Annotated in this window: 27 protein-coding genes and 1 pseudogene; 13 read left to right on the forward strand and 15 right to left on the reverse strand. The window is 70.6% G+C overall.

Going from position 1 to position 26,314, the window contains the following annotated elements; genetic code table 11:
* Window positions 1-23 precede the first annotated feature (23 nt).
* A complete protein-coding gene (locus tag LWP59_RS07060) occupies window positions 24-1,343 on the forward strand; it encodes a hypothetical protein (protein WP_186383330.1) in 1,320 nt (439 codons plus the stop codon).
* The gene (locus tag LWP59_RS07065; RefSeq protein ID WP_229857844.1) at window positions 1,238-1,510 is read left to right on the forward strand and encodes a plasmid pRiA4b ORF-3 family protein; all 273 of its coding nucleotides are present in this window, start codon (window positions 1,238-1,240) and stop codon (window positions 1,508-1,510) included. Before LWP59_RS07060 ends, LWP59_RS07065 begins: the two co-directional genes overlap by 106 nt.
* Window position 1,511: 1 nt before the next feature.
* On the opposite strand, the pseudogene LWP59_RS07070 reads toward LWP59_RS07065, so the two are convergent.
* Window positions 1,512-1,943: pseudogene (locus LWP59_RS07070) on the reverse strand (MarR family winged helix-turn-helix transcriptional regulator); the annotation flags it as partial.
* A gap of 33 nt (window positions 1,944-1,976) precedes the next feature.
* Between LWP59_RS07070 and LWP59_RS07075 the strand changes: the two are divergent.
* Window positions 1,977-2,759 carry an alpha/beta hydrolase gene (locus LWP59_RS07075; RefSeq protein ID WP_144641083.1) on the forward strand — a complete coding sequence of 261 codons (783 nt, stop codon included), beginning with the start codon at window positions 1,977-1,979 and terminating at the stop codon, window positions 2,757-2,759.
* Here the strand turns inward: LWP59_RS07075 and LWP59_RS07080 are convergent.
* On the reverse strand, window positions 2,749-3,708 hold the full coding sequence (locus LWP59_RS07080) for a nucleoside hydrolase (RefSeq protein WP_144641014.1): 960 nt from the start codon (window positions 3,706-3,708) through the stop codon (window positions 2,749-2,751). The genes LWP59_RS07075 and LWP59_RS07080 overlap by 11 nt on opposite strands.
* Window positions 3,709-3,745: 37 nt before the next feature.
* Between LWP59_RS07080 and LWP59_RS07085 the strand changes: the two genes are divergently transcribed.
* Both LWP59_RS07085 and LWP59_RS07090 read left to right on the forward strand, forming a co-directional pair.
* Window positions 3,746-4,501 (forward strand): acyltransferase, encoded by a 756-nt coding sequence (locus LWP59_RS07085; RefSeq protein WP_144641011.1) that lies wholly within the window; start codon window positions 3,746-3,748, stop codon window positions 4,499-4,501.
* Complete coding sequence (locus LWP59_RS07090; RefSeq protein WP_144641009.1) at window positions 4,498-5,442, forward strand: DUF2332 domain-containing protein; 945 nt, start codon at window positions 4,498-4,500, stop codon at window positions 5,440-5,442. Before LWP59_RS07085 ends, LWP59_RS07090 begins: the two co-directional genes overlap by 4 nt.
* On the opposite strand, the gene LWP59_RS07095 is transcribed toward LWP59_RS07090, so the two are convergent.
* Window positions 5,439-5,963: an NADPH-dependent FMN reductase gene (locus LWP59_RS07095; protein WP_222425589.1), complete on the reverse strand. Its 525-nt coding sequence runs from the start codon at window positions 5,961-5,963 to the stop codon at window positions 5,439-5,441. The genes LWP59_RS07090 and LWP59_RS07095 overlap by 4 nt on opposite strands.
* Window positions 5,964-5,972: 9 nt before the next feature.
* Window positions 5,973-7,397, reverse strand: a complete 1,425-nt coding sequence (locus tag LWP59_RS07100) for a short-chain fatty acyl-CoA regulator family protein (RefSeq protein ID WP_144641006.1) — start codon at window positions 7,395-7,397, stop codon at window positions 5,973-5,975.
* 226 nt (window positions 7,398-7,623) lie between these two features.
* Here LWP59_RS07100 and aceA point away from each other — a divergent pair, with 226 nt between their 5' ends.
* The 3 genes from aceA (at window position 7,624) to LWP59_RS07115 (ending at window position 11,226) form a co-directional block, all read left to right on the forward strand.
* Window positions 7,624-8,904, forward strand: coding sequence for an isocitrate lyase (aceA, locus tag LWP59_RS07105; RefSeq protein ID WP_144641003.1), 1,281 nt, complete (start codon window positions 7,624-7,626; stop codon window positions 8,902-8,904).
* 63 nt (window positions 8,905-8,967) lie between these two features.
* Window positions 8,968-10,584, forward strand: a complete 1,617-nt coding sequence (gene aceB, locus LWP59_RS07110) for a malate synthase A (protein WP_144641000.1) — start codon at window positions 8,968-8,970, stop codon at window positions 10,582-10,584.
* 186 nt (window positions 10,585-10,770) lie between these two features.
* Window positions 10,771-11,226 carry a nuclear transport factor 2 family protein gene (locus LWP59_RS07115; RefSeq protein ID WP_144640997.1) on the forward strand — a complete coding sequence of 152 codons (456 nt, stop codon included), beginning with the start codon at window positions 10,771-10,773 and terminating at the stop codon, window positions 11,224-11,226.
* A 61-nt stretch (window positions 11,227-11,287) separates the two neighbouring features.
* Here LWP59_RS07115 and LWP59_RS07120 read toward each other — a convergent pair whose 3' ends face one another.
* From LWP59_RS07120 to LWP59_RS07140, 5 genes are read right to left on the reverse strand one after another with little or no spacing between them, the layout of a single operon-like run.
* Window positions 11,288-12,529, reverse strand: coding sequence for an ABC transporter substrate-binding protein (locus LWP59_RS07120; protein ID WP_144640994.1), 1,242 nt, complete (start codon window positions 12,527-12,529; stop codon window positions 11,288-11,290).
* Window positions 12,526-13,569, reverse strand: a complete 1,044-nt coding sequence (locus LWP59_RS07125; protein WP_144640991.1) for a branched-chain amino acid ABC transporter permease — start codon at window positions 13,567-13,569, stop codon at window positions 12,526-12,528. The genes LWP59_RS07120 and LWP59_RS07125 overlap by 4 nt, the downstream gene beginning before the upstream one ends.
* On the reverse strand, window positions 13,569-14,450 hold the full coding sequence (locus LWP59_RS07130; protein ID WP_144640988.1) for a branched-chain amino acid ABC transporter permease: 882 nt from the start codon (window positions 14,448-14,450) through the stop codon (window positions 13,569-13,571). The genes LWP59_RS07125 and LWP59_RS07130 overlap by 1 nt, the downstream gene beginning before the upstream one ends.
* A gap of 4 nt (window positions 14,451-14,454) precedes the next feature.
* Window positions 14,455-15,165, reverse strand: coding sequence for an ABC transporter ATP-binding protein (locus LWP59_RS07135; RefSeq protein ID WP_144640986.1), 711 nt, complete (start codon window positions 15,163-15,165; stop codon window positions 14,455-14,457).
* Window positions 15,152-15,934 (reverse strand): ABC transporter ATP-binding protein, encoded by a 783-nt coding sequence (locus LWP59_RS07140; RefSeq protein WP_144640981.1) that lies wholly within the window; start codon window positions 15,932-15,934, stop codon window positions 15,152-15,154. The genes LWP59_RS07135 and LWP59_RS07140 overlap by 14 nt, the downstream gene beginning before the upstream one ends.
* A gap of 175 nt (window positions 15,935-16,109) precedes the next feature.
* Between LWP59_RS07140 and LWP59_RS07145 the strand changes: the two genes are divergently transcribed.
* Entirely contained in the window at window positions 16,110-16,880 is a 771-nt protein-coding gene (locus LWP59_RS07145; RefSeq protein WP_144640978.1) for an IclR family transcriptional regulator, read from the forward strand.
* 144 nt (window positions 16,881-17,024) lie between these two features.
* Here the strand turns inward: LWP59_RS07145 and LWP59_RS07150 are convergent, their stop codons facing one another.
* The 6 genes from LWP59_RS07150 to LWP59_RS07175 all read right to left on the reverse strand — a co-directional run bounded on the left by LWP59_RS07150 (window position 17,025) and on the right by LWP59_RS07175 (window position 22,571).
* Window positions 17,025-18,278 carry a glycosyltransferase family 4 protein gene (locus LWP59_RS07150; RefSeq protein WP_144640975.1) on the reverse strand — a complete coding sequence of 418 codons (1,254 nt, stop codon included), beginning with the start codon at window positions 18,276-18,278 and terminating at the stop codon, window positions 17,025-17,027.
* 42 nt (window positions 18,279-18,320) lie between these two features.
* Window positions 18,321-19,775: a 1,4-alpha-glucan branching protein domain-containing protein gene (locus LWP59_RS07155; RefSeq protein WP_144640971.1), complete on the reverse strand. Its 1,455-nt coding sequence runs from the start codon at window positions 19,773-19,775 to the stop codon at window positions 18,321-18,323.
* Window positions 19,772-20,545 carry a class I SAM-dependent methyltransferase gene (locus LWP59_RS07160; RefSeq protein ID WP_144640969.1) on the reverse strand — a complete coding sequence of 258 codons (774 nt, stop codon included), beginning with the start codon at window positions 20,543-20,545 and terminating at the stop codon, window positions 19,772-19,774. The genes LWP59_RS07155 and LWP59_RS07160 overlap by 4 nt, the downstream gene beginning before the upstream one ends.
* 33 nt (window positions 20,546-20,578) lie before the next feature.
* Window positions 20,579-21,406 (reverse strand): ATP-binding protein, encoded by an 828-nt coding sequence (locus LWP59_RS07165; RefSeq protein WP_229857818.1) that lies wholly within the window; start codon window positions 21,404-21,406, stop codon window positions 20,579-20,581.
* 86 nt (window positions 21,407-21,492) lie between these two features.
* Entirely contained in the window at window positions 21,493-21,660 is a 168-nt protein-coding gene (locus tag LWP59_RS07170; protein ID WP_186383326.1) for a hypothetical protein, read from the reverse strand.
* A gap of 68 nt (window positions 21,661-21,728) precedes the next feature.
* A complete protein-coding gene (locus LWP59_RS07175; protein WP_144640966.1) occupies window positions 21,729-22,571 on the reverse strand; it encodes a DegV family protein in 843 nt (280 codons plus the stop codon).
* 213 nt (window positions 22,572-22,784) lie between these two features.
* On the opposite strand from LWP59_RS07175, the gene LWP59_RS07180 reads away from it, so the two are divergent.
* The 4 genes from LWP59_RS07180 (at window position 22,785) to LWP59_RS07195 (ending at window position 26,306) form a co-directional block, all read left to right on the forward strand.
* Window positions 22,785-23,570 carry an electron transfer flavoprotein subunit beta/FixA family protein gene (locus tag LWP59_RS07180; RefSeq protein WP_144640963.1) on the forward strand — a complete coding sequence of 262 codons (786 nt, stop codon included), beginning with the start codon at window positions 22,785-22,787 and terminating at the stop codon, window positions 23,568-23,570.
* A 14-nt stretch (window positions 23,571-23,584) separates the two neighbouring features.
* A complete protein-coding gene (locus LWP59_RS07185; RefSeq protein WP_144640959.1) occupies window positions 23,585-24,544 on the forward strand; it encodes an electron transfer flavoprotein subunit alpha/FixB family protein in 960 nt (319 codons plus the stop codon).
* A 125-nt stretch (window positions 24,545-24,669) separates the two neighbouring features.
* Entirely contained in the window at window positions 24,670-25,440 is a 771-nt protein-coding gene (locus tag LWP59_RS07190) for a GNAT family N-acetyltransferase (RefSeq protein WP_144640955.1), read from the forward strand.
* A complete protein-coding gene (locus tag LWP59_RS07195) occupies window positions 25,437-26,306 on the forward strand; it encodes a lysophospholipid acyltransferase family protein (protein ID WP_144640952.1) in 870 nt (289 codons plus the stop codon). The genes LWP59_RS07190 and LWP59_RS07195 overlap by 4 nt, the downstream gene beginning before the upstream one ends.
* The last annotated feature ends 8 nt before the right edge of the window (window positions 26,307-26,314 follow it).

The raw sequence follows: 26,314 nt of genomic DNA on the forward strand, positions 1-26,314 counted from the left end.
AGCGCGTCGTTAGTCTCTACCGCGTGGTGACCTCCCGGATCTCGGTACTGGCCGGTCAGGGGCTGTCGCCCGCGATCAAGCTCAAGCGCTGGGTCGGTCCGGGAAAACCGGTCACGGCCAACGGAGTGCTGAAGCCCTCGCAGCTGCCGGGCGCCGCGGCCGCGCTCGGCGTCGAGGTGCCGGCGAAGGTCCGCACGGCCGCGGACGTGCCGCGGATCCACTGGCCCTGGATCGCGGCGCAGGCCGCCGGGCTCATCGAGGTCGGCGCCGCGAAGGCCGTGGCGCGGGAGGCGGACGGCGACCCCGCGCAGCTGTGGCTGACCGGGCTCGACGCCGTGCTCGCCGCCGAGTCGCACGACCCGGACCGCCGGGGCGCCCGCACGCTGTGCCGGGCGGTGCTCACCGCGGCCGCCGACGAGTGCCCGCCGGAAACCGCCGCCGAGATCGTCGAGGAGTACGAGGACGCCGCCACCGCGCACAAGGCGTTCCGGCAGACCGGCGAACTGCCCGTCGCCGAGGCTGTCGCGCTGCTGAGAAGCTTCGGCGCACTGGACGGGAAGAAACGGCTGACCCCGCTCGGCCGCTGGGCGCACGAGCGGTACGAGGCGAGGGCGCCCGAGTCGGTGACCTCGGACCTTCCCCCGGCCGAGCTGCTCGCCCGGCTCGCCCCGCTGACCGAGGACGAGGCCTGGCGGCTCGCGCTGCGGTGGTTCGGCGACCGGCGGCCCGTCTTCGGCGCGGCCCAGCTGCTGGATGCGGCCGAGTTCTGCGCGCCGGTGGCACGGGTCGCCGCGGTCGACGTCGCCGCCGGGTTCGGCGCGGAAGCGCTTCCCGCGTTGCGGAACTGCCTGCGCCACCGGAATCTGCGCGCGCACGCGATGGCCGCGCTGGCGAGCTGGGGAGAGGGCCGGGGCGTCGACGAAGCGCAGCGCCGCTGGCTCGTCACCGAGTACGCGTTGGCCGCCCGTGCCCGCCGTGACCTGGAGGACGCCTTTCACTACGTGCGTGACAGCGGCGGCCTGAGCGTGCTGGCGGACAGCGCCCATCCGGACGCCGCGGCGCTGCACCGCGCGCTGACGGCCGCGGAGTTCCGGGTGCGCGTGCAGCAGCTGAAGATCGCGCGCACCGATCAGGAGTGGTGGCGGGTGCTGGTCCCCGCCGGGACGACGCTGAGCGCGCTGCACGAGTCATCCGGATCGTCACCGGCTTGCGCGGCGACGAGCTGCACGTGTTCGAAGTGGACGGTGCCCGCTACTCCGATCCCCGCTACGGGTTGGCCGAGCACCGGGACGAGCACGAGCTACGACTGTCCAAAGTGTTCCCGCGGCCCGGCAACGGCCTGACCTACGCCTACGACCTCGTCCAGCCGTGGGAGTACCGGGTCACCTGCGAGAAGGTCCTCGACCCGGATCGGGGCGTGACCTACCCGGCGTGCCTGGCGGGCGAGGGCGCCGGACCCGAGCTGGACCGGCGCCTCGCCCGGCTCGGGATGCCGCAGCCGTGGGCCTGATCCGGTAGGCGTTCACCGCGTTGGTCAGCGCCCGCAGCGTCTCGCGCAGCTCGTCCAGCCCGGCCGAGTCCAGCCCCATCGCGTCACCGATCGTGGTGGGCAGCGGGACGGCCTTCTGCCTCAGTGCGCTGCCGTCGGCGGTCAGCGTGACGCACACCGAGCGTTCGTCGTCGCTGCGCCGCTCCCGTCGCACGAGACCCTGCTTCTCCAGGCGCTTGAGCAGCGACAGCGTGCCGGAGTCCAGGCTCAGCGCCGTGCCGAGGTCCTTGACCTGGCTGCTGCCGTGCTCCCACAGCACCATCATCACAAGGTACTGCGCGTAGGCCAGGTCCAGCTCGTCCAGCAGTGGGCGGTACAGGCTGGTCACCGCGCGCGACGCCGCATAGAGCGCGAAGCACACCTGGTCGTCGAGCCGGGGCGCGTCCTCGGGCATCTCGGCCACCTCCTCCGGTCCATGGTGCGCCCGTTGTTCCCCGACCCCCGGAACCTCGCTCTTGAACCCGCCGCGCAGGCGTTCGCCGAAGCCACCGCCAACCCGCCGTGCCTCTACGACCCCGGCCCGGTCGAGGGCCGCAAGACCGTCGACGAGGTGCAGTCCGGCGAGATCGCGAAGCCCGCGGTCGACATCGAGGACACCACCGTCGCCGATGTGCCCGTCCGGATCCTGCGTCCGGAGGGCGTGCCCGGGACGCTGCCCGTCGTCGTCTACATCCACGGCGCGGGCTGGGTGTTCGGCAACGAGCACACTCACGACCGGCTCGTGCGGGAGCTCGCCGACGGCGCGCGGGCCGCGGTCGCCACGCTGATGGCCAAGGAGCGTGGCGGCCCGTCGTTCCGCCGGCAGGTCCTCTTCTACCCGGTCACCGACGGGAACTTCGACACCGGCTCGTACGAGCAGTTCGCCGACGGCTACTTCCTCTCGCGCACCGGCATGAAGTGGTTCTGGGACCAGTACACGACGGACGAGAAGCAGCGCGCGGAGATCACCGCCTCACCACTGCGCGCGAGCCTCGAACAGCTCACCGGCCTGCCGCCGGCGCTGGTCATCACCGGTGAAGCCGACGTGCTGCGCGACGAGGGCGAGGCCTACGCGGCCAAGCTGCGCCAGGCCGGCGTGCCCGTCAACGCGGTGCGTTACCAGGGCATCATCCACGACTTCGTGATGCTGAACGCCTTGCGCGAGACCCACGCCGCCGACGCCGCGATCACGCAGGCGATCACCGTGCTCAAGGGCGCGCTCAACGCGTGAGGCGCCCCAGCACGAACTCCCCGAGGCCGTCCACGTCGGTGTCCACGGCGACCTGGACGGCGCTCGGGGCGACGGCTCCTTCGCCCTCGCCACGCATTCCGGGACGCCTGCGATCGACGAGGGTGGCGCCGCGTCCGGGGCCGAACGAGGTCTCGACCTCGACGGGGTAGGCCTCGGTCCGCAGGATGCCGGGGCTGATCGCCTCGGCCACCGCGACCGCGTCGTGCAGCACGATCCCGTCCCAGCCCAGGGATCGGCGGTAGGACGCGAGGTAGTCCGGCGTCAGCGCTTCGAGGGCGGCGCCGATCGGGCTGTGTGCGGCGAGCTTCGCCAGCCATTCGGTGCTGACCGCGCACCTGTAGGTCAGGTCCAGCGGAACGACCACGCAGGGCACGTCCTCCTCGACGAGCACGCGGCGGGCGGCCTCGGGGTCGCTCCAGATGTTGAACTCCGCGCTGGCCGTGCTGTTGCCGCGGTCGACGCCGCCACCCATCAGCACGATCCGCGCGATCTTCGCCTTCACGTCCGGGTGCGCGGCGAGCAGCAACGCGATGTTCGTCAGCGGGCCGATCGGCGCCAGGGTGACCGGCTCGTCCGCCGCCTCCAGCAACGACACCAGCAGCCGTACCGCGCCACCCGGCACGAGGTCGCGTTCCGGCTCGGGCAGCGCGGACGCGCGCCCGGACAGGCCATCGGCCCCGTGCACGCGCACGGCGCGTGCGGGCTGCGGATGGATCAGGGGCCGCTCGGCCCCGGCGGCGACCGGCACGTCCGCCCGGCCGCACAGCTGCAGCACGCGCAAGGCGTTGCGGGTGGTCGCCTCCAGGGAGACGTTGCCGAACACCGTGGTGACACCGAGCAGGTCCACGTCCTCGCTGAGTGCGGCGAGCGCGATGGCGAACGCGTCGTCCACGCCCGGGTCGGTGTCGATGATCAGCTTTGTCCCCATGCCGCTCCTCTGCTTCCCACGTCTAGGCTTTCAACCTATGACATCGATGTGGGGATCGCCCGTGCTTTCCCGGGTCGGGGCCTGGCGGCGCGCCCGGCGCGACCCGCGACAGGCGAAGTTCCTGACCGCCGAGTCACTGCGCTGGGTCCTGCGCAACCGCGCCTACACGCCCTGGTACCTCGTGCGCTACTGGCGGCTGCTGAAGTTCCGGGTCGCCAACCCGCACATCATCCTGCGCGGCATGGTGTTCCTCGGCAAGGACGTGGAGATCCACTGCCGCCCCGGCTACGGACGGCTGGAGATCGGCCGGTGGGTGCACATCGGCGACGGCAACGCGATCCGGTGTCACGAGGGCTCGCTGCGCATCGGGGACAAGGCCGTGTTCGGCAGGCAGAACGTGGTCAACAGCTACCTCGACATCGAGCTCGGCGCGGCCACGCTCGTCGCGGACTGGGTGTACATCTGCGACTTCGATCACGTGACGAGCGACATCACCCTGCCGATCAAGGACCAGGGCATCGTCAAGTCGCCGGTGCGGATCGGGCCGGACACCTGGATCGGCACCAAGGTCTCGGTGCTGCGGGGCACCCGCGTCGGCCGCGGCTGTGTCCTCGGGGCGCACGCGGTGGTGCGCGGTGACATCCCGGACTACGCGATCGCCGTGGGCTCGCCGGCGCGCGTGGTGCGCGACCGCCGGGTCGACTACGAGGCCGACGCCGAACGCCGCGAGGCGATCAAGGACATGGCCCGCAAGGCGAACAAGGCGCTGCAGAAGACCCTGGAACAGGGATGACCGAGGCGATCGCCCGGATCTACCGGCGGTTCGCGGAGGTCGAGGCGCGCGACCGGTCCCCGGTCTACGCCGAGATCGCGGCGCACGTGGCCGGGGACGCGGACATCCTCGGGTTCCTGGCCGGGCTGCCGGCGGAGAAGTGGCAGCCCAACCTGCTGTTCGGCGCGGTGCAGTACCTGACCGGTCCCGTGCCCGGCCTGCGGGAGTTCCGCGCCCGGTTCGCCGCGCACACCGACGAGATCCGTGCGGCGATGCTGGCGCGGACGACCCAGACCAACGAGCCCGCCCGCTGCGCGACCCTGCTGCCCGCGCTCGCCGCGCTGCCGCAACCGCTGGCGCTGCTGGAGGTGGGCGCGTCCGCCGGGCTCTGCCTCCAGCCGGATCGCTACGGCTACGACTTCGGCCAGGTACGGATACCCGGCGAGCTGGTGCTTCCGTGCCGCGCGAACGACGTGGTGCCGTTGCCCGCCCGGGTGCCGGAGGTCGTCTGGCGTGCGGGCCTTGACCTCAACCCGCTCGACGTCCGCGACCCCGGCGACTGTGCCTGGCTCGAGGCGTTGATCTGGCCGGGGGAGGAGGCGCGGCTCCCGCGGTTGCGCACCGCGCTGGAGATCGCCCGCCGCGACCCGCCGCCGGTCCACCGGGGTGACCTCCGCAGTGATTTCGCCGCGCTCGCCGCCGAAGCGCCCCGCGACGCGACGCTCGTCGTCTTCCACACGGCTGTGCTGATCTACCTGCGCGAGCCCGCCGACCGCTCCGCATTCGCCGAGACCGTCGCCGCGTCGGGCGCGGTCTGGCTGGCGAACGAGTCGCCGCGCTCGATCCCCGGCGTCGCCGCGGAGCACGATGCCGTGCTGGCCCGCGACGGGTTCGTCCTGGCCCGGGACGGCGAGCCCATCGCGTGGACCGACCCGCACGGCACCTGGATCGAGTGGCTCTAGCGCTTGGCCAGTGTCGTGAGCGCGCCGAGGATCGCCGCGCGGGTGGCTTCGTCGTGCACGAGTCCGTCCGCATCCAGCAGGTCCCGGCCGACCGGGATGTGCACGCACGCGTCCTCGACGATGTCCACGTTGAGGTAGCCCAGCACGATCCGCAGTGAGGCGTGCGCGTTCGCCGCCCCCGTGGCGGCCCAGGACGCGTTGATCCAGGCCATCGGCTTCCGGTACATCGCCTCCGCGCCGACCGACCAGTCGAGCAGGTTCTTGAACGACCCCGGCAGCGCCCCCGCGTACTCGGGGGTGCAGAACAGCACGGCGTCGGCCGACTCCAGCCGAGAGCGCAGGTCCGCGACCGCCGGATGCAGCGGCTCCTGGTCGTCGTCGGGGTTGAAGTGCGGCAGGTCGCCGAGCCGGTCGTAGGAGTCGACGTCGATCTCCGGCGGCGCGACCGCCCGCGCCGTGCGCAGCACCGCCGCGTTGGTCGAACCCTCCCGGAGGCTGCCGCACACGCTCAAGATCCGCACCGAGCCAGGCTATCCCTTGGGCACGGCCGGATAGGGCACGAAGGTCGAGGTGTTCTCGTCGACCGTGAGCTGCTTGCCGATCGTCGGGAACGCCCGCTGCGGGCAGGCCTGCCGGTCGCACACCTTGCAGCCCATCCCGATCGGCGTCGCCGCCGCGCGGTCGTCGAGGTCGAGTCCCGTCGAGTAGACCAGCCGCCGCGCGTGCCGCAGCTCACAGCCCAGGCCGACGCTGAACATCTTGCCGGGGCTGCCGTACCCGCCGATGTTGCGCTGGATCGTCCGCGCGATCCAGAAGTAGCTCTTGCCGTCCGGCAGGGTCGCGATCTGCGTGATGATCTTGCCCGGCGCGGTGAACGCCTCGTAGATGTTCCACAGTGGACACGCCCCACCGACCCGGGAGAAGTGGAAGCCGGCCGCGGACTGCCGTTTCGACATGTTGCCCGCCCGGTCCACCCGCACGAACGAGAACGGCACCCCGCGCATCTTCGGCCGCTGCAGCGTCGAGAGCCGGTGGCAGACGGTCTCGAACCCGACGCCGAAGTGGTCGCACAGCCGCTCGATGTCGTAGCGGTACCGCTCCGCGGTCGAGAGGAACTGCCCGTAGGGCAGGATCAGCGCGCCCGCGAAGTAGTTGGCCAGCCCGACCCGCGCGAGCGAGCGTGCCGCCGGGCCGGAGAACGCCCACGAGTCCGCCAGCTCGGTGATCAGGTCGTCGTACTCCAGCAGCGCGATCTGCGAAGCCATCCGGAACGCCCGCTGGCCGATCCGCAGGCTCGGCGCGAGCCGCAGCACGCGGGCGCCCGGCTCGTACTTGTGCTGCTGGCCGGTGGCCTCGTCGATGCCCTCGCTGGTCACCTGGACGTCGTAGTGGTCGGTGAGCCTGTCCTGCAGCGTCCGGTGCACGCCACCACGGCGCAGGTCGATGGCCGCGGCCATCTTCTCCGCGCGCTCGTCCAGCTCGCCGACGTAGTTCTCGCGCTCGTAGAAGAAGTCGCGGACCTCCTCGTGCGGCAGTGGCGCGGCGGCGCTGCCGTGCAGGCCCATCCCGTTCTCGGTGACCAGCGCGGCCGTGGTCTCCACCGCGTTGCGGTAGCTGCGGTGCAGCTTGACCAGGGCCTGGGCGACCGTCGGCAGGTTGGTCGCCAGGTCGTTCAGCTCACTGGTCGTGGCCTCGATCCCGACGGCCTCGTCCAGCAGCGCCTCCTTGACGTCCGCGACCAGGCGCGCGGTGTCGTTGTTGGCGAAGAACTCGGTGTCCACGCCGAACGCCTCGGTGATGCGAAGGAGCACCGGAACGGTCAGCGGACGGGAGTTGTGCTCGATCTGGTTGAGGTAGCTGGGGCTGATTTCCAGCAGCCGGGCGGCGTCGGCCTGGCTCATCGCGCGGTTTTCTCGCAGATGACGCAGCTTCGCGCCGGCGAAAGTCTTGTCCATTCCCAGCCTCCCCGTCGGAGATCTTCCAGTCGTGACCGATCAAGAAACCGGTTCAGTCACGAAACTTTCTGTGCGCTGCGAACAGCGCGTTCGCAACCTTCACAACATGCTACGGAAAATTCGCAGAAATTGGCAAATTGGAGCGGTAGCGGCGTTTTCGCAGGCCATGTCATGGTCAGAGGCAGACAGCGAGTCATCGCAAAGTTTGCAAAGGTGGAGACATCTCATGGCACAGAACTTCGAGCAGGCGGCAGCCGAGCTGGCCGGGCAGTGGGAGACGGACCCTCGGTGGCAGGGCGTCAAGCGGTCCTACAGCGCGGCCGACGTGATCAAGCTGCGCGGCAGCGTGGTCGAGGAGCACACGCTGGCCCGCCGTGGCGCGGAGAAGCTGTGGAAGCTCCTGCAGACCGAGGACTACGTCCACTCCCTGGGCGCGCTGACCGGTAACCAGGCCGTGCAGCAGGTGCGCGCCGGCCTCAAGGCGATCTACCTGTCCGGCTGGCAGGTCGCGGCCGACGCCAACCTGGCGGGCCAGACCTACCCGGACCAGAGCCTCTACCCGGCGAACTCGGTGCCGGCGGTGGTCCGCCGCATCAACAACGCGCTGGGCCGCGCCGACCAGATCAACTGGGCGGAGGGCAACACCGACATCGACTGGTACGCCCCGATCGTCGCCGACGCCGAGGCCGGCTTCGGCGGCCCGCTCAACGCGTTCGAGCTGATGAAGGGCATGATCGCCGCCGGCGCCGCGGGCGTGCACTGGGAGGACCAGCTCGCGTCCGAGAAGAAGTGCGGTCACCTCGGCGGCAAGGTCCTCATCCCGACCAAGCAGCACGAGCGCACCCTCAACGCCGCCCGCCTGGCCGCGGACGTGCTCAACGTGCCGACCCTGGTCGTCGCCAGGACCGACGCGCAGGCCGCGACGCTGATCACCAGCGACGCCGACGAGCGCGACCAGAAGTACCTGACCGGCGGCCGGACCGCCGAGGGCTTCTACGAGGTCCGCAACGGCATCGAGCCGTGCATCGACCGTGGCCTCGCCTACGCCGAGTACGCCGACCTGCTGTGGATGGAGACCTCCGAGCCGGACCTGGAGGTCGCCCGCAAGTACGCCGAGGCGATCAAGGCGAAGTACCCGGACCAGATGCTGGCCTACAACTGCTCGCCGTCGTTCAACTGGAAGAAGCACCTGGACGACGCGACGATCGCGAAGTTCCAGCGCGAGCTCGGCCACATGGGCTACAAGTTCCAGTTCATCACCCTGGCCGGCTTCCACGCCCTGAACTACTCGATGTTCGACCTGGCGCACGGCTACGCCCGCGAGGGCATGAGCGCCTACGTCGACCTGCAGGAGCGCGAGTTCGCTTCGGAGGAGCGCGGCTACACCGCGACCAAGCACCAGCGTGAGGTCGGCACCGGCTGGTTCGACCTGGTGTCCACGGCGCTGAACCCGGAGAGCTCGACCACCGCGCTCAAGGGTTCGACCGAAGAAGCCCAGTTCCACTGACCGGTTCGCGGGGCCGGTCGAGCACCGGCCCCGCTTTCCCCTTTCGCGCAAGGAGAAGCCGTCATGGCCCAGTCCTCCACGAGGTTCACGTCCCGGATCGACGTCGCCGGCCCCAGCGGGGAACGCTTCGACGAGATCCTCACCCCCGCCGCGGTGGAGTTCATCGCCAAGCTGGACAACGCTTTCGCCGGGCGCCGGTGCGAACTGCTCGACGCGCGCCGCCAGCGCCGCGAGAAGCTCGCGTCCGGTGAGGAGCAGCTGGGCTTCCTGCCCGGCACCCGGTGGGTCCGCAACGACTCCTCGTGGCAGGTGGCCCCCGCGGGGCCCGGCCTGGAGGACCGCCGCGTCGAGATCACCGGTCCCACCGACCGGAAGATGACCGTGAACGCGCTGAACTCGGGCGCGAAGGTGTGGCTCGCGGACTTCGAGGACGCGACCTCGCCGACCTGGGCCAACATCATCGGCGGCCAGCTCAACCTGTTCGACGCGATCCGGCGCAACATCGACTTCACGACCGAGTCGGGCAAGCACTACACGATCGGTGACAACCCGGCCACGATCGTCGCGCGGCCCCGCGGCTGGCACCTGGTGGAGAAGCACATCCGGATCGACGGGCGGCCGGTGTCGGCGAGCCTCGTCGACACCGGGCTGTACTTCTTCCACAACGCCCGCCAGCTCGTGGCGCGGGGCAGCGGGCCGTACTTCTACCTGCCGAAGCTGGAGAGCCACCTGGAAGCGCGGCTCTGGAACGATGTGTTCCGCTTCGCGCAGAACGAGCTCGGCATCCCGCAGGGCACCGTCCGCGCGACTGTGCTGATCGAGACGATCACCGCGGCGTTCGAGATGGAGGAGATCCTCTACGAGCTGCGGGAGCACGCTTCGGGTCTCAACGCGGGCCGCTGGGACTACATCTTCAGCCTCATCAAGAACTTCGCGGACCACGGCGCGGACTTCGTGCTGCCGGACCGGGCGCAGGTCACGATGACGGTGCCGTTCATGCGGTCCTACACCGAGCTGCTGGTGAGCACCTGCCACAAGCGCGGGGCCTATGCGATCGGCGGTATGGCGGCGTTCATCCCGAGCAAGGACCCCGAGGTCAACGCCGTGGCCTTCGAGAAGGTCCGCCAGGACAAGGAACGCGAGGCCGGTGACGGTTTCGACGGGTCCTGGGTCGCCCACCCCGGCCTGGTGCCGGTGTGCGACGAGGTGTTCACCGAGGTGCTCGGCGGCTGGCCGAACCAGCTGGGCCGGCTGCGCGACGACGTTTCGGTCTCCGCGGAGGACCTGCTCAACGTGGCGAGCGCCGGTGGCGAAGTCACCGAGAAGGGTGTGCGCGGCAATATCAACGTGGCGCTGCGCTACGTGGACTCGTGGCTGCGCGGGACGGGTGCCGCGGCGATCTTCGACCTGATGGAGGACGCCGCCACGGCCGAGATCGCCCGGTGCCAGGTCTGGCAGTGGGTCCGCAACGGCACGAAGCTCGACGACGGGACCGCGGTGACCCCGGAGCTGGTGCGCACGTGGCTGGACGAGGAGCTGGCGGACATCCGCGGCGACCTCGGCGCGGGCAACCGGCTCGACGACGCGCGGGAGATCTTCGTGGAGACGGCGCTCGGCGAGAAGCTGCCGAGCTTCCTCACCACGGGCGCCTACGCCCGGTACCTGACCGAGCTGAACTGACCCCACGGACAAGCCGTTTTCCCTCTCCTGACGGGGAGAACGGTCAGCGCTGATCTCTGGCCGGACAGCGCGCGGAAAGGCCCGGTAGGAACCCAACTCCTACCGGGCTCTTTTCGTGCTGGCGTGGAGAACGATGGTTCTCTACGATGGCGGGAGCCGACGTCCTTCCCGTGCGAGGAGTGCCCCATGAGCCGTCCACCGTTCCCGCCGTTCGACGAGGTCACGGCGGCGCAGAAGGTCCAGGCCGCGGAGGACGCGTGGAACACGCGGGACCCGGAGAAGGTGGCGCTGGCGTACACCGAGACCTCGGTGTGGCGCAACCGCGACCAGCACGTCGTCGGCCGGGAGGCGATCGTCGGCTTCCTGACGGCCAAGTGGGAGCGGGAGCTGGACTACGCGCTGCGCAAGGAGCTCTGGGCCTTCCGCGGCAACCGGATCGCGGTGCGCTTCCAGTACGAGAGCCATGACGCGGCGGGCCAGTGGTACCGCAGCTACGGCAACGAACTGTGGGAGTTCACCGACGACGGCCTGATGCGCCGCCGCGAGGCGAGCATCAACGACCTGGCGATCGAGGAGGCGGACCGGCGCATCTTCGGCCCCCGCCCGGAGGAGGAGCGGGGCGTGCCGTTCCCGGTGTTCTGATGCCGGGTCCGGCACGCCGATCGGGAGTGAACCCGATCAGCGCGTCGCGGACGCCGGGGCGTCAGCCGAAGTTCTGCACTGTGGCGTAACCCTTTCCGTTGTACTTCTGCACGACGACCGACGACACCGCAGGCTGGCCGTCCTTCGTCGTGTCGACGGCGGTGCCCTCCAGCATCAGCGGCGCGTGGAAGTTCGAGATGCCGCGCAGCGCGGTCATGAACGCGTCGCGCGTCGGCGCGGTCATCTTTTCGAAGGCCTGCTGAAGCGTGGCGCCCACCATGTAGCTCCACATGCAGTGCGGGAAGGCAGGCACGTCCTGGTAGTTCGCGTACTGCTTCAGGTCGGACAGGAACTTCACGACGTCCGCGTCCTTGGCGAAGACCGGGCTCTGCGGTGCCTTCGCGAAGGCCACCGAGTAGATCCCGGGGAAGGCCGCGGCCCTGCCGGGCTCGAGGATCGCCGAGGGGCTCGAGGTGTTCGACGGCAGGAACCAGCTGGGGCGCCAGCCGACCTGCTGTGTCTTCTGCAGCGCCGAGATCGCGAGCGGCGTGATCGACATAGCGTTGAAGAAGACGTCCGCCCCGGTGGCCGAGAGCTCGGTGAGCTGCGCGTCGACCGACGTGTCGGTGGCCTCGTAGCTGAGCTCACGGACGACCGTGATGTTCGCGGCACCGGCGATCGCCTGCTTGAACCCTTCGACGTAACCCTTGCCGTAGTCGTCGTTCTGCGCGAGTATCGCGACCTTGTGCTGGCCACCCGAAGAGGCGAGCAGCTTGCCGAACGCGGCGCCCTCGTTCTGGTAGATCGGGACGAACCCGAGCTGCCACGGGCTGTCCTGGCGCTTGCTGAACAGCGGATCGCCCGTCATGACGAGCACCTGCGGGACCTTCTCGTCCACGGCCGCGTCGCGGAAGGCGCGGTTGGTCGGGGTGCCGAGGCCCGCGGTGACGGCGAAGACGCCGTCCGACCCCATCTGCTGGAAGTTCGCCAGGGACTTCTGCGGGTCGTACGCGTCGTCATAGCTCTTGATCTGCACGGTGCGCGTCTTGCCGTCGCCGAACTTGACGCCGCCGGCCGCGTTCACCGCGCCGAAGTACGCCGTGACACCGGCGACGGTGCAGGTGCCCGGACCGGCCGTCGGGCCGCTGAGCGGGGTCGTGATGCCGAGCGTGATCGCGGTGTCGGTGATGCCGGGGCTCGCGGCCCCGGCCCCGCCGCGAGCGCAACCCGACGCGGCGAGAGCGACGATCGACAGCATCGCGACGACGGCGGCGGACCCCCTTGCTCTCCTTCGGATGTTCATGATTGCGCCTGCCTCTCTGTCTCTTCGGGCCACGCGGAAGTGGTGCGCGGGGGGTCTTCCCGCGGCGGGCGGGTGGTGCGCCGCCGCGCCAGCCTGCGGATCACCCGCGGGAGGCTCACCAGGCCACCCGGCAGGAGGAACAGCACCGCGAGGAGGACCACGCCCTGGCTGATCGTCGTGAAGTTCGGGTCGATCGTGTTGGTGAACTGCGGGACCAGCACGTAGTACGCGCCGCCGATCAGCGCGCCGGCGATGCTGCCCGCGCCGCCGACGACCATCGCGGCCACGAGCGCGATCGAGTGGCCGAAGCTCAGGGTCTCCGGCGAGGTGTACTGCACGGCGACGAGATAGAGGAAGCCGCTCGCGCCACCGAAGACCGAGGCGACCGTGAAAGCGAGGACCTTGTACAGGTAGGGCGAGACGCCGATGGAGGCGGCCACGGCCTCGTTCTTGCGCACGGCGGTGAGGGCGCGGCCGAACTTTCCGCGGACGAGGTTGCGTGCCAACAGGAACGAGGCGGCGGTGACGAGCAGCAGGATGTAGTACTGCCACTGGTCGTCGTAGAGGCCGGACCAGTCCGGCGCCCCGGAGAACCGGGCCGAAACGCCCTGCGAGCCGCCCGTGAGGCCCGACAACCGCTTCGCCAGCGGGACGCCGACGATGGGCAGCGCGATGGTGACCATCGCGATGGCGAGACCGCCGAGCCGCGCCGCGGCCAGCGCGACGAGGAGGCCGACGACGCCCGGGAGGAGGCAGGCCGCCACGAACACCAGCACGATGTTCCAGTCGTGGGTGACGCCGTAGGCGGCGACGTACGCGCCGAGCCCCACGAAGAAGATCTGCCCGAGGTTGACCTGGCCGGTGTAGCCCATCACGATGTTCAGCCCCAGCACGGCCACCGCGTAGACACCGATCCGGACGAGCGTCTGGTTGGCGAACACGGGGAGCACGAGCGGGGCGAGGACCAGCAGGACCGCGACCGCGGCCACGAGCGCGAGCCGGAACCACCTGGTGCGCGACAGCGAGGACAGCGTGCTCATCAGACCCGTGCCACGACCTTCCGCCCGGACAGGCCTTGGGGACGGACGACGAGGATCACGAAGATCAGGATGAACGGCACCGCGATCTTCAGGTCGTGCCCGATGAACGGCACGTAGACGGCCGCGAGGTTCTCGAGCACGCCGATCAGCCAGGCGGCGACCACGGCGCCGAGCGGGCTGTTCAGCCCGCCGAGTATCACCGCGGCGAGCGCGTACACCAGCGCGTTGTCCAGCATCCCGGGGGTGAGGGTGAGCTGCGGGGCGACGAGCGAGCCGGCGATCGCGCCGAGTGCGGCGGCGAGCCCCCAGCCGATCATCAGCAGGCGGCCGACCGGCAGGCCCGAAAAGGCCGCGGAGACGGGGTTGTCGGCGACGGCGCGCAGCGCGAGCCCGAGCTTCGTGCGGAGGAAGAGCAGCTGCAGCAACAACATGATCGCGACGATCGCGATCGTCGTGCCGAGGGAACGGACACTGACCACCGCGCCGAAGATGTCGACGCTCGTGAGCGGGAACGGCGAGGGGAACTGGAGGTTGTTGTAGCTCCAGATCCACCCGCAGATCCCGGTGACCAGCGTCAGCAGCCCGATGGTCACCACGATGGCGGTGTCGGGGTCGCCGCGTTCGAACCGGCGCATCAGCAGGCGCTCCACCGCCGCCCCGATGACGAACGAGGCGAGCACGGCGAGCAGGATCGCGGCGAGCAGCGGGATTCCCTGCTGCAGGCAGCTGTAGGCGACGTAGCCCGAGAGCACGGCCAGCCCGCCCTGCGCGAAGTTGATGAGCCCGGTCGCCTGGTTCACCAGCACGATCGCGAGCGCGAGCGCGGCGTAGACCGAGCCGGTCGAGAGTCCGTCGACCACGAGCTGGATGAACGTTCCCACGGTCTCAGCCCCCCAGGTAGGCGCGTCGGATCTCGTCCAGGCCCTTGAGCTCGGCCGCGGAACCGGTGAGGACGTTGTGCCCGGTCTCGAGGACGGTCGCCGTGTCGACGAGGGTGAAGGCGAGGTTGGCGTTCTGCTCGACGACGAGCATCGTGATGCCCGACTCCCGCCGCAGCCTGCCGATCGCGTCGTACACGGTCTTCGCCACAGCCGGCGCGAGCCCGAGGGACGCCTCGTCGAGCAGCAGCAGCCGGGGCTTGGCCATGAACGCGCGTGCGACGGCGAGCATCTGCTGCTCGCCACCCGAGAGGGCCGCCCCGCTCGAAGTGATGCGATCCCGCAACTGCGGGAACAGCGCGAGGCAGTAGTCGATGTCGTTCGAGATCGCCTTGCGGTCCTTGCGCAGATAGGCGCCGACCCGCAGGTTGTCCAGGACGCTCAGCTGGGCGAGCGTTCCCCGGCCCTCCGGCACGTGGGCGATGCCGAGCGCGGCGACCCGGTCGGCGCGAAGGCCGCGGATGTCGCGTCCGTCGAAGGAGATCCGCCCGCCTGCGCGGACGGTGCCGCTGATCGCGCGCAGGGTCGTCGTCTTCCCCGCGCCGTTCGCGCCGAGGATGCCGACGGCGCCGCCTTCGGGCACGCTGAGCGAAACGCCGTCCAGTACCCGCACGGGACCGTAGGACGCGGTCACGTCGGTGAGCTCAAGCAGCGTCATCCGTGGCGTCCTTTCCGAGGTACGCCTCGACGACGCGCGGATCGGACTGCGCCTCGGCCGCGGTGCCCTCCATGAGCAGGCGCCCGTGGTCGAGCACGACGACGCGGTCGGTGAGCGCCGAGATGAGGCCCATGTGGTGTTCGACGACGACGACCGTGATGTCCTCCTCGGCGCGGACCCGGCGGACGGCGTCGATGAGCTGCTCCACTTCGCCGTGCGAAAGCCCAGCCGCCGGCTCGTCGAGCAGGAGCACCGCCGGCTTCGACAGCAGCGCGCGGCAGAGCTCGACGCCTTTGTGCAGGCCGTGTGACAGTTCGTCGGCGGGAAGGTTCGCGGCCCAGCCGAGCTGCGCGCGGTCGAGCAGGCCGAGCGCTTCTTGGCGGATCTCGCGCTCGGCGCGGACGGTGCCCGGGAGCCGCAGCGACCACGAGACCGGTCCGCCGCGGAGCCGGGTGTGCCCGCCCAGCAGCACGTTCTCCAGCACGGTGGCGTCGAGCTGCAGCGCGGGATGCTGGAACGTGCGCGCCAGCCCGAGCCGGGCGAGCCGCGCCGGGGCGGTGCCGACCACCTCGGTGCCGTCGATCGTGATCGAGCCCGCGCTCGGCCGGTAATGGCCGCTGATGCAGTTGAAGAGCGAGGTCTTCCCGGCGCCGTTCGGGCCGACGAGCCCGAGGATGACCCCCGGCGTGACATCGAAGGTGACGTCCTGGAGCACCTTGACACCGCCGAAGTGCAGGGTCACGTCGTGGAGGCTCAGGGCTGCGGCCATACCGCATCCGGGCTCGTCCAGGACCGCCGGTCGATCGGCATCGTCGCTCCCTTGCGATCCGCGATCGTTGTCGTGCCGAGGGAGTCTATGTCGCCGTTGGTCCCGTTTCGGGTGATGTTCCATCGGATGGAACACTTGGCTGTTTTGCCTGTTCCGGCTGTGTGACACTCCGCGAATGGCGGTGCACACCCGGATCCTTTCCGTGCTGGAAGCCTTCAGCAACGAGCGGCCGAACCTGACGCTGTCGCAGATTTCGCGGCTGACGGGGCTGCCAAAGGGAACCGCGCACCGGATCGTCAGCCAGCTCGTCAACTGGGGTGCGCTCGAACGCGACGAGCGCCGGCACTATGTCATCGGTCTGAAGATGTTCGAGATCGGCACGCTCGCCCCCCGCGCCTACCGCCATCGCGCGCGGATCCTGCCGTTCCTCGAAGAGGCCGCGGCGACGACCGGGGCGGACGTCATGCTCGCCGTCCTCGACAGGGACGAGGCGGTGCTCGTCGAGCACGTCGCCGGACGCCGGGCGGTAACGCTCGCGGCAGGTCTCGGGGAGCGGTTGCCCTTGCACGCGTCGGGGGTGGGGCACGTGATGATGGCGTTCGGCCCGAGCGAGCTGCTCAATCTCGTTTGCTCGCGGCCGTTGACGGCCTTCACCGCACAGACGATCACCGAATCGTCGGCACTCCGGTCGGCGGTCGCGCGCGTCCGCGAAACAGGCTTCGCCCTGCTGCCCAACGCGATGATCCCGGGCACGGTCTCCGTGGCGGCGCCGATCTTCGCCGAACGGGGCGCGTTCGCCGGGGCGATATTGTTCGTGTCGCCGGTCGTCAGGACGAGCGTCACGATGTTCGGGAAGACGGTGCGCCAGACCGCGCACCGCATCTCGGCCGCACTCGGAAACGCGGAGCGAGAGGACGTCCGTCCGATGCGGACGGTGGTGCGTTGAACCTGCGCTTGGCGGGGGTGGTGCGGAGCGCGGAGTGCGGTCTGAGCGCGGGCATTCGGCTGCCATTGCCGGGTTCGCCGTTGGTGGGTGGTTGGGAGTTGTCGGGTCACCGTCGGTGGTGGTTGGGTTTCCCCCGAAAAGACCTCACGGAGCGAAGGCGTTGCCCGTCGGGATCTTCGGGCGGGCCAGTTCGCCGTGGTCGCCCGCGCGGGCTCGGCGGTAGACCTGCGCCGTCGCCTCGGCTATGCGCGCCCAGTCGAAGTCCTCCGCCAGGCGGGCCCTCGCCGTCCGGGCTCGGCGGCGCGCCGACTTGCGGTCCCGCAGTACCGAGTCCACCGCCGCCCGGATCGCGGCGCTGTCCCCCGGAGCGAAGGCAAGGCCGGTGATCCCGTCGATGACCACCTCACCCAGCCCACCCGCCGTCGAGGCGACCAGGGGCGCCTCGGCCGCCGCCGCCTCCAGGGCCACGATGCCGAACGGCTCGTACCGGCTGGGCAGCACCACGGCATCCGCCGCGGAAAGGGCCGTCCGCAGGTCGCGGTCGGGCAGGTGCCCGGCGAAGTGCACCGCCCGGCGCACCCGCAGCTTCCGCGCCTGCGCGACCAGCTCTTCCAGATGCCGCCCCCGCCCCGCGACCACCAGCCGCGTCCCGGGATGGTCCCGCCGGATCCCGGGCAACGCGGCCAGCAGGTCCTGCACGCCTTTTTCCCATTCCAGCCGCCCGAAATACAACAACAGCGGCTCACCGTCGGGCGCGAACGCCGACCGGGCCCGGGCGACCTCGTCCGCCGGGACGCGCCAGCCGCGTCCCTCGATCCCGTTGTGGATCACGGTGATGTCGTCCGCCGGCACCTCGAACAGGCCGGCGACCTCCGCGCGCATCGCCTGCGAGCACGTGATGAGCCCGTCCGCGCGGTTGGCGAGCCACCACTCCGCCGAGTGCACCTGCTGGTTCAGCGGGTACGACAGCCAGCCCGAGTGCCGCCCGGCCTCGGTCGCGTGGATGGTCCCGACCAGCGGCTTCCCCGACGCCTCCGCGAGCGCGATCGCGGGATGCGCGACGAGCCAGTCGTGTGCGTGCACCACGTCCGGCTGCCAGGTGCGCAGCAGCTCCAGCCCACGGCGCACCATGGCGTGCCCCATCGCCAGCGTCCACGCGACCAGGTCCTGCTCGAACGTGACGTGCATCGGGTCCTCGGCCACCCGCAGCACCCGCACGCCCTCGACCACCCGGTCGGTCGTCGGATGCGTCTGCGCGTCCGTGCCCGCGACGTGCCGGCACAGGACGACGACCTCATGGCCGTCGCGCGCCAGGTGACGGGCGAGTGCGTGCACGTGGCGCGCGAGCCCGCCGACGACGACCGGCGGGTACTCCCAGGACAGCATCAGCACGCGCATGGGCCGAGGTTACTCGCGGGTTTAGTAACACCCGAAACACGCTCACAACAACCGTGCGTCGAGGTGGCCGAACACCCGGTCGTCCAGCGGAAACGCCTTCTCGCCGCGGATGAGGGCGTCGAAGCGCTCGGTGTGCACGCGCGCCCGGCGGCGGGCGTAGTCGGCGGCCGAGTCCTTGGTGACCATGAACGCCCAGTCACTGGACAACGCGAGCATCGCCTCGTTCACCGCGAGGTCCAGCACGGGGTCGCGGAACGCCCCCGGCTCGACGGCCAGCAACCGCTTCTGCAGCGCGGCGTTGTCCTCCACCATGTCCGCGACCTGCTCGCCGTCCCACACGCGCCAGTCCTTGCCCGAACCCCACGAGGACGCGGGCAGCTCGACCGGCGGACCGAGGTGCCCGGCTTCGAGCGCACCGCGCAGCGTCGTGACCCGCACCCCGGCCTCGGGCAGCGCCCGCAGGACACCTTCGAGCCAAGCCGGGCCCTCGTGCCACCAGTGTCCGAACAGCTCGGTGTCGTAGGCCGCGACGACCAGCGCCTCCCGGCCGTTCCGCTCGCGCAGGCGGCGCAGCCTCGTCACGACGGTGTCCACGAAGTCCTTGATGTGCACGCGCAGGGTGTCCGCGGCCAGCGCCGGGTCGTACGGCGCCTTGTCCTGCGGCGCGACCTGCTGGCCGGTGACCCGCGACGGCTTCAGCCCGACTTCGTGTGCCCAGGTGTGGAAGTCGCGGTAGTTGGCGTGACCGGGATAGCTGGCCTTCGGCGACCAGACCCGGTACGTGACCTCGAGATCCCGCCCGAAGCAGACCACGTCCGACGAGCCAACGGTGCGTGCGGCCGACGTGTCACCGCGCAGCGAAGGCCCGTCCACCAGGAATCGCGCGACTCCAGCGGCGGCGTAGTCGTCCTCCATCCCGGGCGCGTAACCGCACTCGGGGGCCCAGATGCCGGCCGGGCGGTGGCCGATCCGCAGTGCGGCGTCCGCCAGCCCGGACCGCAGTGCGAACGAGCGGATCCGCTGGTCCAGCAGCGGCTGGAACGGGTGGGCCAGCGGGCCGCCGAGCAGTTCGAGCACCTCGCTGTCCACAAGGGACCGAAGGATGGGGGAGAAGCCGTGCCGCCACTGGGTTTCCAGCGCCTCGGTGGCCCGGAGCGCGGCCCGGTGCTCGGCCGCGCCCAGGTCGCGGAGCAGCGGGTCGTCCCGCCACAACGTGCTCGCCTGCAGCGCGCGCAGCTGCCAGTGGCCGAGCCACTCGTGGAAGGTGCGCAGGCTGTAGGGGTCGTCGAGCTGGGCGGCGAGCACGGGCGTCACGCCGAGGGTGAGCACGTCGCGCCTGCCCTCGTCGGCGAACCGGCGCAGCAGGTCGACGACGGGCAGGTAGGAGTGCGCCCAGGCCTGGTAGAGCCATTCCTCGCCGACCGGCCAGGAGCCGTGGTGCGGCAGCCACGGCAGGTGGCTGTGCAGGACCAGGCAGAAAGTGCCTTCCCTGGTCATGGCCGCACCGCCACCGCGACGAGGTCGAGGCTCTCGTCGAGCCGGTCGCCGGTGAGCTCGAAGTCCTCCGCGCGGATCGCGGCGACGTCGGCCAGCAGGCCGTCCGGCCACTGCGCCTGTCCCGGCAGCTGCCCCATGACCACGTCGAGCTGGGCGTCGATGATCGAACCGCCGTACCGCTCGTCGAGCGCGCGCACGCCCGCGCCGTGGTGAAGTCCGTGCAGCTGCTCGACCCCGAACCCGGCCTCGCGCAGCAGAGCGTCCAATTCGGACGGTGCCAGCTCGCGGGTGTGGTACGGGTTGAGCGGGGTGTCGCTGTCCGGGGTGAAGGTCAGCCGGTTCGGGGTGGTCACGAGCAGGCGCCCGCCCGGCCGCAGGACCCGGTGGCACTCAGCGAGAAAGCCGCCCTGGTCCCACAGGTGCTCGATCACCTGGAAGTTCGCCACGACGTCCACAGTGGACGAACGGAGTGGCAGGAAGGCGAGATTTCCCCGAACTGTCCCCACCTGTGGATAACGTCGTGTGACGTGACGCACGGTCGGCTCGTCGTAGTCGAGCGCGAGCACCGTCGCCGCGCGCCCGGCGATGAGCGCCGCGCCGTAGCCCTCACCGCACCCGGCTTCGAGCACCGTCGCACCCGCGCAGTAAGGCAGCAGGGCGAGGTAGGCGGCCTCATGGCGGCGGAACCAGTAGTTCTCCTCCGGAATGCCCGGCACGGTCCGTTCGCCGGTCAGGTGCAGCGCCTCGGCGCGCGCGGATGAGGTCGTCACCCGCCCGACCCTACTGTGCCGTTCTGCCGCGCCTCACGGCCATTTCCGCAGAACGACGCACCACGAACCCTCGTCCACCCGGAACTCCGGGACCGGGCTGCCCGCGCGGGCCATCGCCGAGCGGATCCGCCAGATCCCGCGGCCGAACCGGTTCACGTAGCCCAGCGCCTTCATCGCCCTCGCCAGCCCGGGGTTGCGGTAGTCGTTGACGCGGTCGAAGTTGTCCACCCGCACCTGCCCGTACGGACCGCCGGGGTTGGTCACCTCGATCCGGTCGTCGAACCAGGCGATGCGCACCGGCGCGTTCGACTTCTCGTAGTCGCGGTGCATCAGCGCGTTCATGCACGTCTCCCGCAACGCCTCCAGCGGGTAGTCGGGCAGCGTCTCCTCGCGGAACAGCCCCTCGCCCTCGGTGAGCTTCGAGCGCAGGTTCGCACTGAGCAACGCGCTCAGCCGGGTCGCGGTGCCCACCAGGTTGCCGCGCAGCTCGTGCTGGTCGCCGACCGGCGAGCCCAGGTCCAGCCCCTGGTAGCGGACGAACTGCACGTATGCGCCGGGCACGTGCGCGCTGGGGTCCTTGCCGACCGCGAGCACCCCGAGGTTCGTCGGCATGCCTCCCGGCGTCGTCAGCCGCAGCCAGGCGAGGTCGGCCTCGACCGGGCGCTGGTTGTCCTCGAGCGACTCGGCCGCCACGAACGAGGGAAGGTAGGTGGTCCGGAACAACCGCAGGTCCAGGTCGCTCTCGGTCGCCGTCTGTGCCGGTCTCGCGTCGAACGGCGCGGCCGAGAACCGCCTGATCTCGGCCACCAGCCGCTGCTCGTCGCCGATCGCCTCCTGCGTTGTCGTGGTCTCGCTCAGCACCCAGCGGCTCCCTTGGCTCGTGCGGCTGGGGGTGACCCTATCGGGTGAAGGCGAGGGATCGTTACAGGTCTGCGGAAACTATTCGATCACTGCGGGCGGCGCCGGTTGCCCAGCTGCCGGCGGACCTTCTCGACGGCTTCTTTCGCCTGCTGGCGGCGCCTGGGGTCGTTCGCGAACCGCTTCGCCTGCTCGACCGCGCGGCGGCCCTGCGGGCTGTTGGCGAACCGAGCGATCCTGTTGAACAGCGAGGCCACGGCGTTCCTCCCAAATGTCGGTTTCCGGCTGTCCTGTCAACGGCCGGGATAACCGCGTGGTTCCCCGCTCAAACAGGGGCGACCGTGATGCTCATGGCACCCGGCCCGACGTGCGAGCCGACGACGACGCTGGCCTCGACGATCGAAAGGTCGCGCAGGTTGGGGATGCGCTGGCGCAGCTGGCCGACGACGCTCAGCTCCCGGTCGGTGGGCCGGAAGCAGGAGACGGACACCTCGCTCGGATGCGACCCCGCGCGCTGGGCGGCGATGTCGATCAGCTTGTTCATCGCCCGCTTCGCACCCGGCACCCGCGACAGCGGCGCGACCTCACCGCTCTGCACGGTCAGCAGGGGCTTGATGGACAGCGCGGTGCCGAGCATCGCCGAGGCCGCGCCGACCCGGCCGCCGCGGCGCAGGTATTCGAGGGTGTCGACGTAGATCAGCTCCGAGGTGCTGGTGAACCGGCGCTCCGCGGCCTCGATGACCCGGTTGACCTGCGCGCCCGCGGCCGCGGCCCGGGCGGCGGAGAGCACGGCGAAGCCCAGGCTCATGCCGACGGTGCCGCTGTCGAGCGTGTACACGGGAATGCGGACCTGGTCGGCGGCCTGGCGGGCGGCGTGCACGGTCGCCGACATGCGGCCGGAGATGTGCACGCTCACGATCGCGCTGGCACCGGCACTCGCCGCGTCCTGGTACGCCCAGAAGAAGGCGCCAGGGTCGGGGGGCGCCGTCGCGACGTTCCGGTTGGCCCGCAAGGACTCCACGAGCTCGCCCCGGTCGAACCGGCTCTCGTCGTCGATCCGGTCGTCGACCTGCAGCTGGAGCTGGATGACCTTGATGCCCCATTGCTGGACGAGCTGATCCGGAAGTGATGCTGTCGAGTCGGTCACTACCGCCACGTGAGTAGACACGGTGTGTGAGGTTAGCCCGAAAGGTCTACGTCGTGCAGCCCGTGCGCCCGGGGAGTCACTCGGAGTAGCGCGATAAGGTGAGGAAAGTATTGGGACTATCGTCCTGATAGTCTGCGATTCCAGGTGAATGCCGTCACCTCGGCGCGCCAGGACCGGGAAATCTCCCTACGCTACCGGCAAGTAGGGCTGATATCGGGAGGTCGAAGGGGACCCATGACGAAGATTGTTGTCCTGGTCAAGCAGGTGCCAGACACCTACTCGGAGCGGAAGCTCTCCGACGCTGACCACACACTGGACCGCGCGTCCGCGGACGCGGTGCTCGACGAGATCAACGAGAAGGCCGTCGAAGAGGCCCTCAAGATCAAGGAAGCCGGGGAGGGCGAGGTCACGGTGATCTCGGTCGGACCCGACCGCGCCACCGACGCCATCCGCAAGGCGCTGTCGATGGGCGCCGACAAGGCCGTCCACGTCTCCGACGAGGCGCTGCACGGCTCCGACGTGATCGCCACCGCGAAGGTCCTCGCCGCCGCCATCGGCAAGGTCGAGGGCTACGACCTGATCATCGCCGGCAACGAGGCCTCCGACGGCCGCGCCGGTGCGGTGCCCGCGATCCTGGCCGAGCTGCTGGGCCTGCCGCAGCTGACCTTCGTGCGCGAGCTGACCGTCGACGGGACCACCGTCAAGGGCGACCGCGAGACCGAGGACGGGCTCACCCACCTCGAAGCGAGCCTGCCGGCGCTGGTGAGCGTCAGCGAGAAGATCAACGAGCCGCGGTACCCGTCGTTCAAGGGCATCATGGCCGCCAAGAAGAAGCCCGTCGAGACGCTCACGATCGCCGACCTCGGCATCGACGCGGGCGAGGTCGGCCTGGCCAACGCCTGGTCCCAGGTCACCGAGGCGGCCCCGAAGCCGCCGCGGACGGCCGGTCAGCGCGTCGAGGACGAGGGTGACGGCGGTTCGAAGATCGTCGAGTACCTGGTCGGCCAGAAGCTCATCTGAGAGGAGACGGACACATGGCTGAGGTTCTGGTTCTCGTCGACCACATCAACGGCGAACTCAAGAAGCTGACCTTCGAGCTGCTGACCGCCGCCCGCGAGCTGGGCGAGCCGTCGGCCGTGGTCGTCGGTGCTCCCGGCACCGCGGGCAAGTTCAAGGAGCAGCTGGCGAACTACGGCGCCGCGAAGGTCTACGTCGCGGAGTCCGAGGACGCCGACAAGTACCTGGTGACGCCGAAGGTGGACGTGCTGGCCAAGCTGGCCGAGCAGGTCTCCCCGGCCGCGGTGGTCGCCGCGGCGACCGGCGAGGGCAAGGAGGTCACCGGCAGGCTCGCGGTGCGCCTTGGCAGCGCCCTGCTCTACGACGTGGTCGCGGTGAACTCCGACGGCACCGTCGAGCAGTCGATCTTCGGTGGCGCCTACAACGTCAAGTCGAAGGCCGGCCACGGCGTGCCCGTCATCACGGTCCGCCCCGGTGCCGTCGAGGCGTCGGAGGCCCAGGGTGCGGCGGCCGAGGAGGCCGTCGAGGTGCCCGCGACCGACGCGGCGAAGTCGGCGAAGATCACCGGTGTCGAGCCGGTCGTCGGCGGCGACCGCCCCGAGCTCACCGAGGCCTCGATCGTGGTCTCCGGTGGCCGTGGGGTCGGTTCCGCCGAGAAGTTCGAGGTCGTGGAGAAGCTGGCCGACTCGCTCGGCGCGGCCGTCGGCGCGTCGCGTGCGGCGGTCGACTCCGGCTACTACCCGGCACAGTTCCAGGTCGGCCAGACCGGTAAGACGGTCTCGCCGCAGCTGTACGTCGCGCTCGGCATCTCGGGCGCGATCCAGCACCGGGCCGGGATGCAGACCTCGAAGACGATCGTCGCGGTCAACAAGGACCCCGAGGCACCGATCTTCGAGATCGCCGACTTCGGCGTCGTGGGCGACCTGTTCAACGTCGCCCCGCAGCTGACCGACGAGGTCGCCAAGCGCAAGGGCTGAGCCGTCGCGAAGGGCGCTCCCGAATTCGGGGGCGCCCTTCGTCGTGTCCGGTTCACGAAAAGTGCACGGAAAGGTCATCCCTTGGGGGTCCTGGTGGTTTCCGGGACGCCGGTAGACCTTGGGGCATGACGCGGTCACAGCTACTCGTCAGCACCGATTCGCAGCCCGACGGTGCTCCGCACTACTCACTCCTCGTCGCCTCCGGGAATGAGGAAGTCGTTGCGGCACAACGACTTCGCCACGCCGTCTTCGCCGGTGAAATGGGCGCCGAGCTCCATTCGCCGCAGGCCGGACTCGACGCCGACCGGTTCGACGAGTTCTGCGATCACCTGGTCGTGCGCGAGGACAACAGCGGGGAAATCGTCGGCACCTACCGGATGCTCCCGCCCGACCGGGCGGCCGCGGCGGGCGGGCTCTATTCCGACACCGAATTCGATCTTTCCAGGCTTTCCGCGCTGCGTCCCTCGCTCGTCGAGACCGGCCGTTCGTGCGTGCACCCGGACCACCGGACGGGCGCTGTCGTGAGCCTCGTCTGGGCGGGCATCGGCCGGTACATGCTGCTGGCCGGGCACCGCTACCTCGCCGGTTGCGCGTCGGTCCCGCTCGACGGTGGCGGCAGCTTCGCGGCCGGGGTGTGGGACGCCATCCAGGCGAAGCACTACGCGCCCGAGGAGCAGCGCGTCACGCCGCTGAACCCTTGGGACAGCACGGAGATCGTCCGCCCGCAGCGGTCGGCGCTCCCACCGTTGCTCAAGGGCTACACCCGGCTGGGCGCCAAGGTCTGCGGACCGCCCGCACACGACCCGGACTTCGGCGTCGCGGACTTCTTCACCCTGCTGGACCTGCAGAACCTCGATGAGCGCTACCTGAAGTTCTTCCTCGGGGCCGGGGCATGAGCCACGCCTGGATGCCCACCTCGCCGTGCGGCGACGGCTGCCTGACGCCGGGCGCCGCGACGGTCGCCCTGCCCCGGCGGGTGTGGCGGATCGGGGCGGCCTGCGCGGTGGTGCTGCTCGCCCTTGCCGCGAGCCCGCTGCTGGTGCTGCGCGGGACACGGGAACCGTTGGCACGCTTGATCTTCCGGTCGGTGTTGCGGGCCTTCGGGGTGCGGCTGGTCGTGCACGGGGGCGAGGAGTTCCGGCTCGCGGCGCACGGTCGTGGCGCGCTGGTGGTCAACAACCACGTCTCGTGGCTCGACATCGTCGCGGTCAACGCGCTGCGCCCGATGCGCGCGCTGGCGAAGCGGGAGATCGCGAGCTGGCCGGTGCTCGGCGGGCTGGTCGCCCGCGGTGGCAGCATCTTCCTGGACCGGGAGCGGCTGTCCACGCTGCCGGGCACCATGGCCGAGCTGGCGGACGCGCTGCGTGCCGGTTCGCTGGTCAACGTCACCCCGGAGGGGACGACCTGGTGCGGCCTCGCGTCCGGCCGGTTCGCCACCGCGGCGTTCCAGGCCGCGATCGACGGCGGGGTGCCGGTGCGCCCGCTCGCGCTGCGCTACCGCCTCGCCGACGGCCGCGAGACGACCCAGCCGGCGTTCATCGGCCCGGAGTCGCTGATCGACTCGCTCCGCCGTGTCGCCCGGTTGCGGGGGCTGGTGCTGGAGGTGTTCGTGTGCGAGGAGATCGCGCCCGGCCGCGCCGCCGACCGCCGCGAGCTGGCCGCACTCGCCGAGTCGGCGGTCCGTTCCGCGCTGGGGACCGTCCACCCGCCGCGCCGGTCGCGGGGCCGGAGCAGGAGGCTGCCCGCCGTCGCCGCGGGCTGATTTCCCGG

This window comes from Amycolatopsis acidiphila (genome assembly GCF_021391495.1).
Lineage (GTDB): Bacteria > Actinomycetota > Actinomycetes > Mycobacteriales > Pseudonocardiaceae > Amycolatopsis_E > Amycolatopsis_E acidiphila.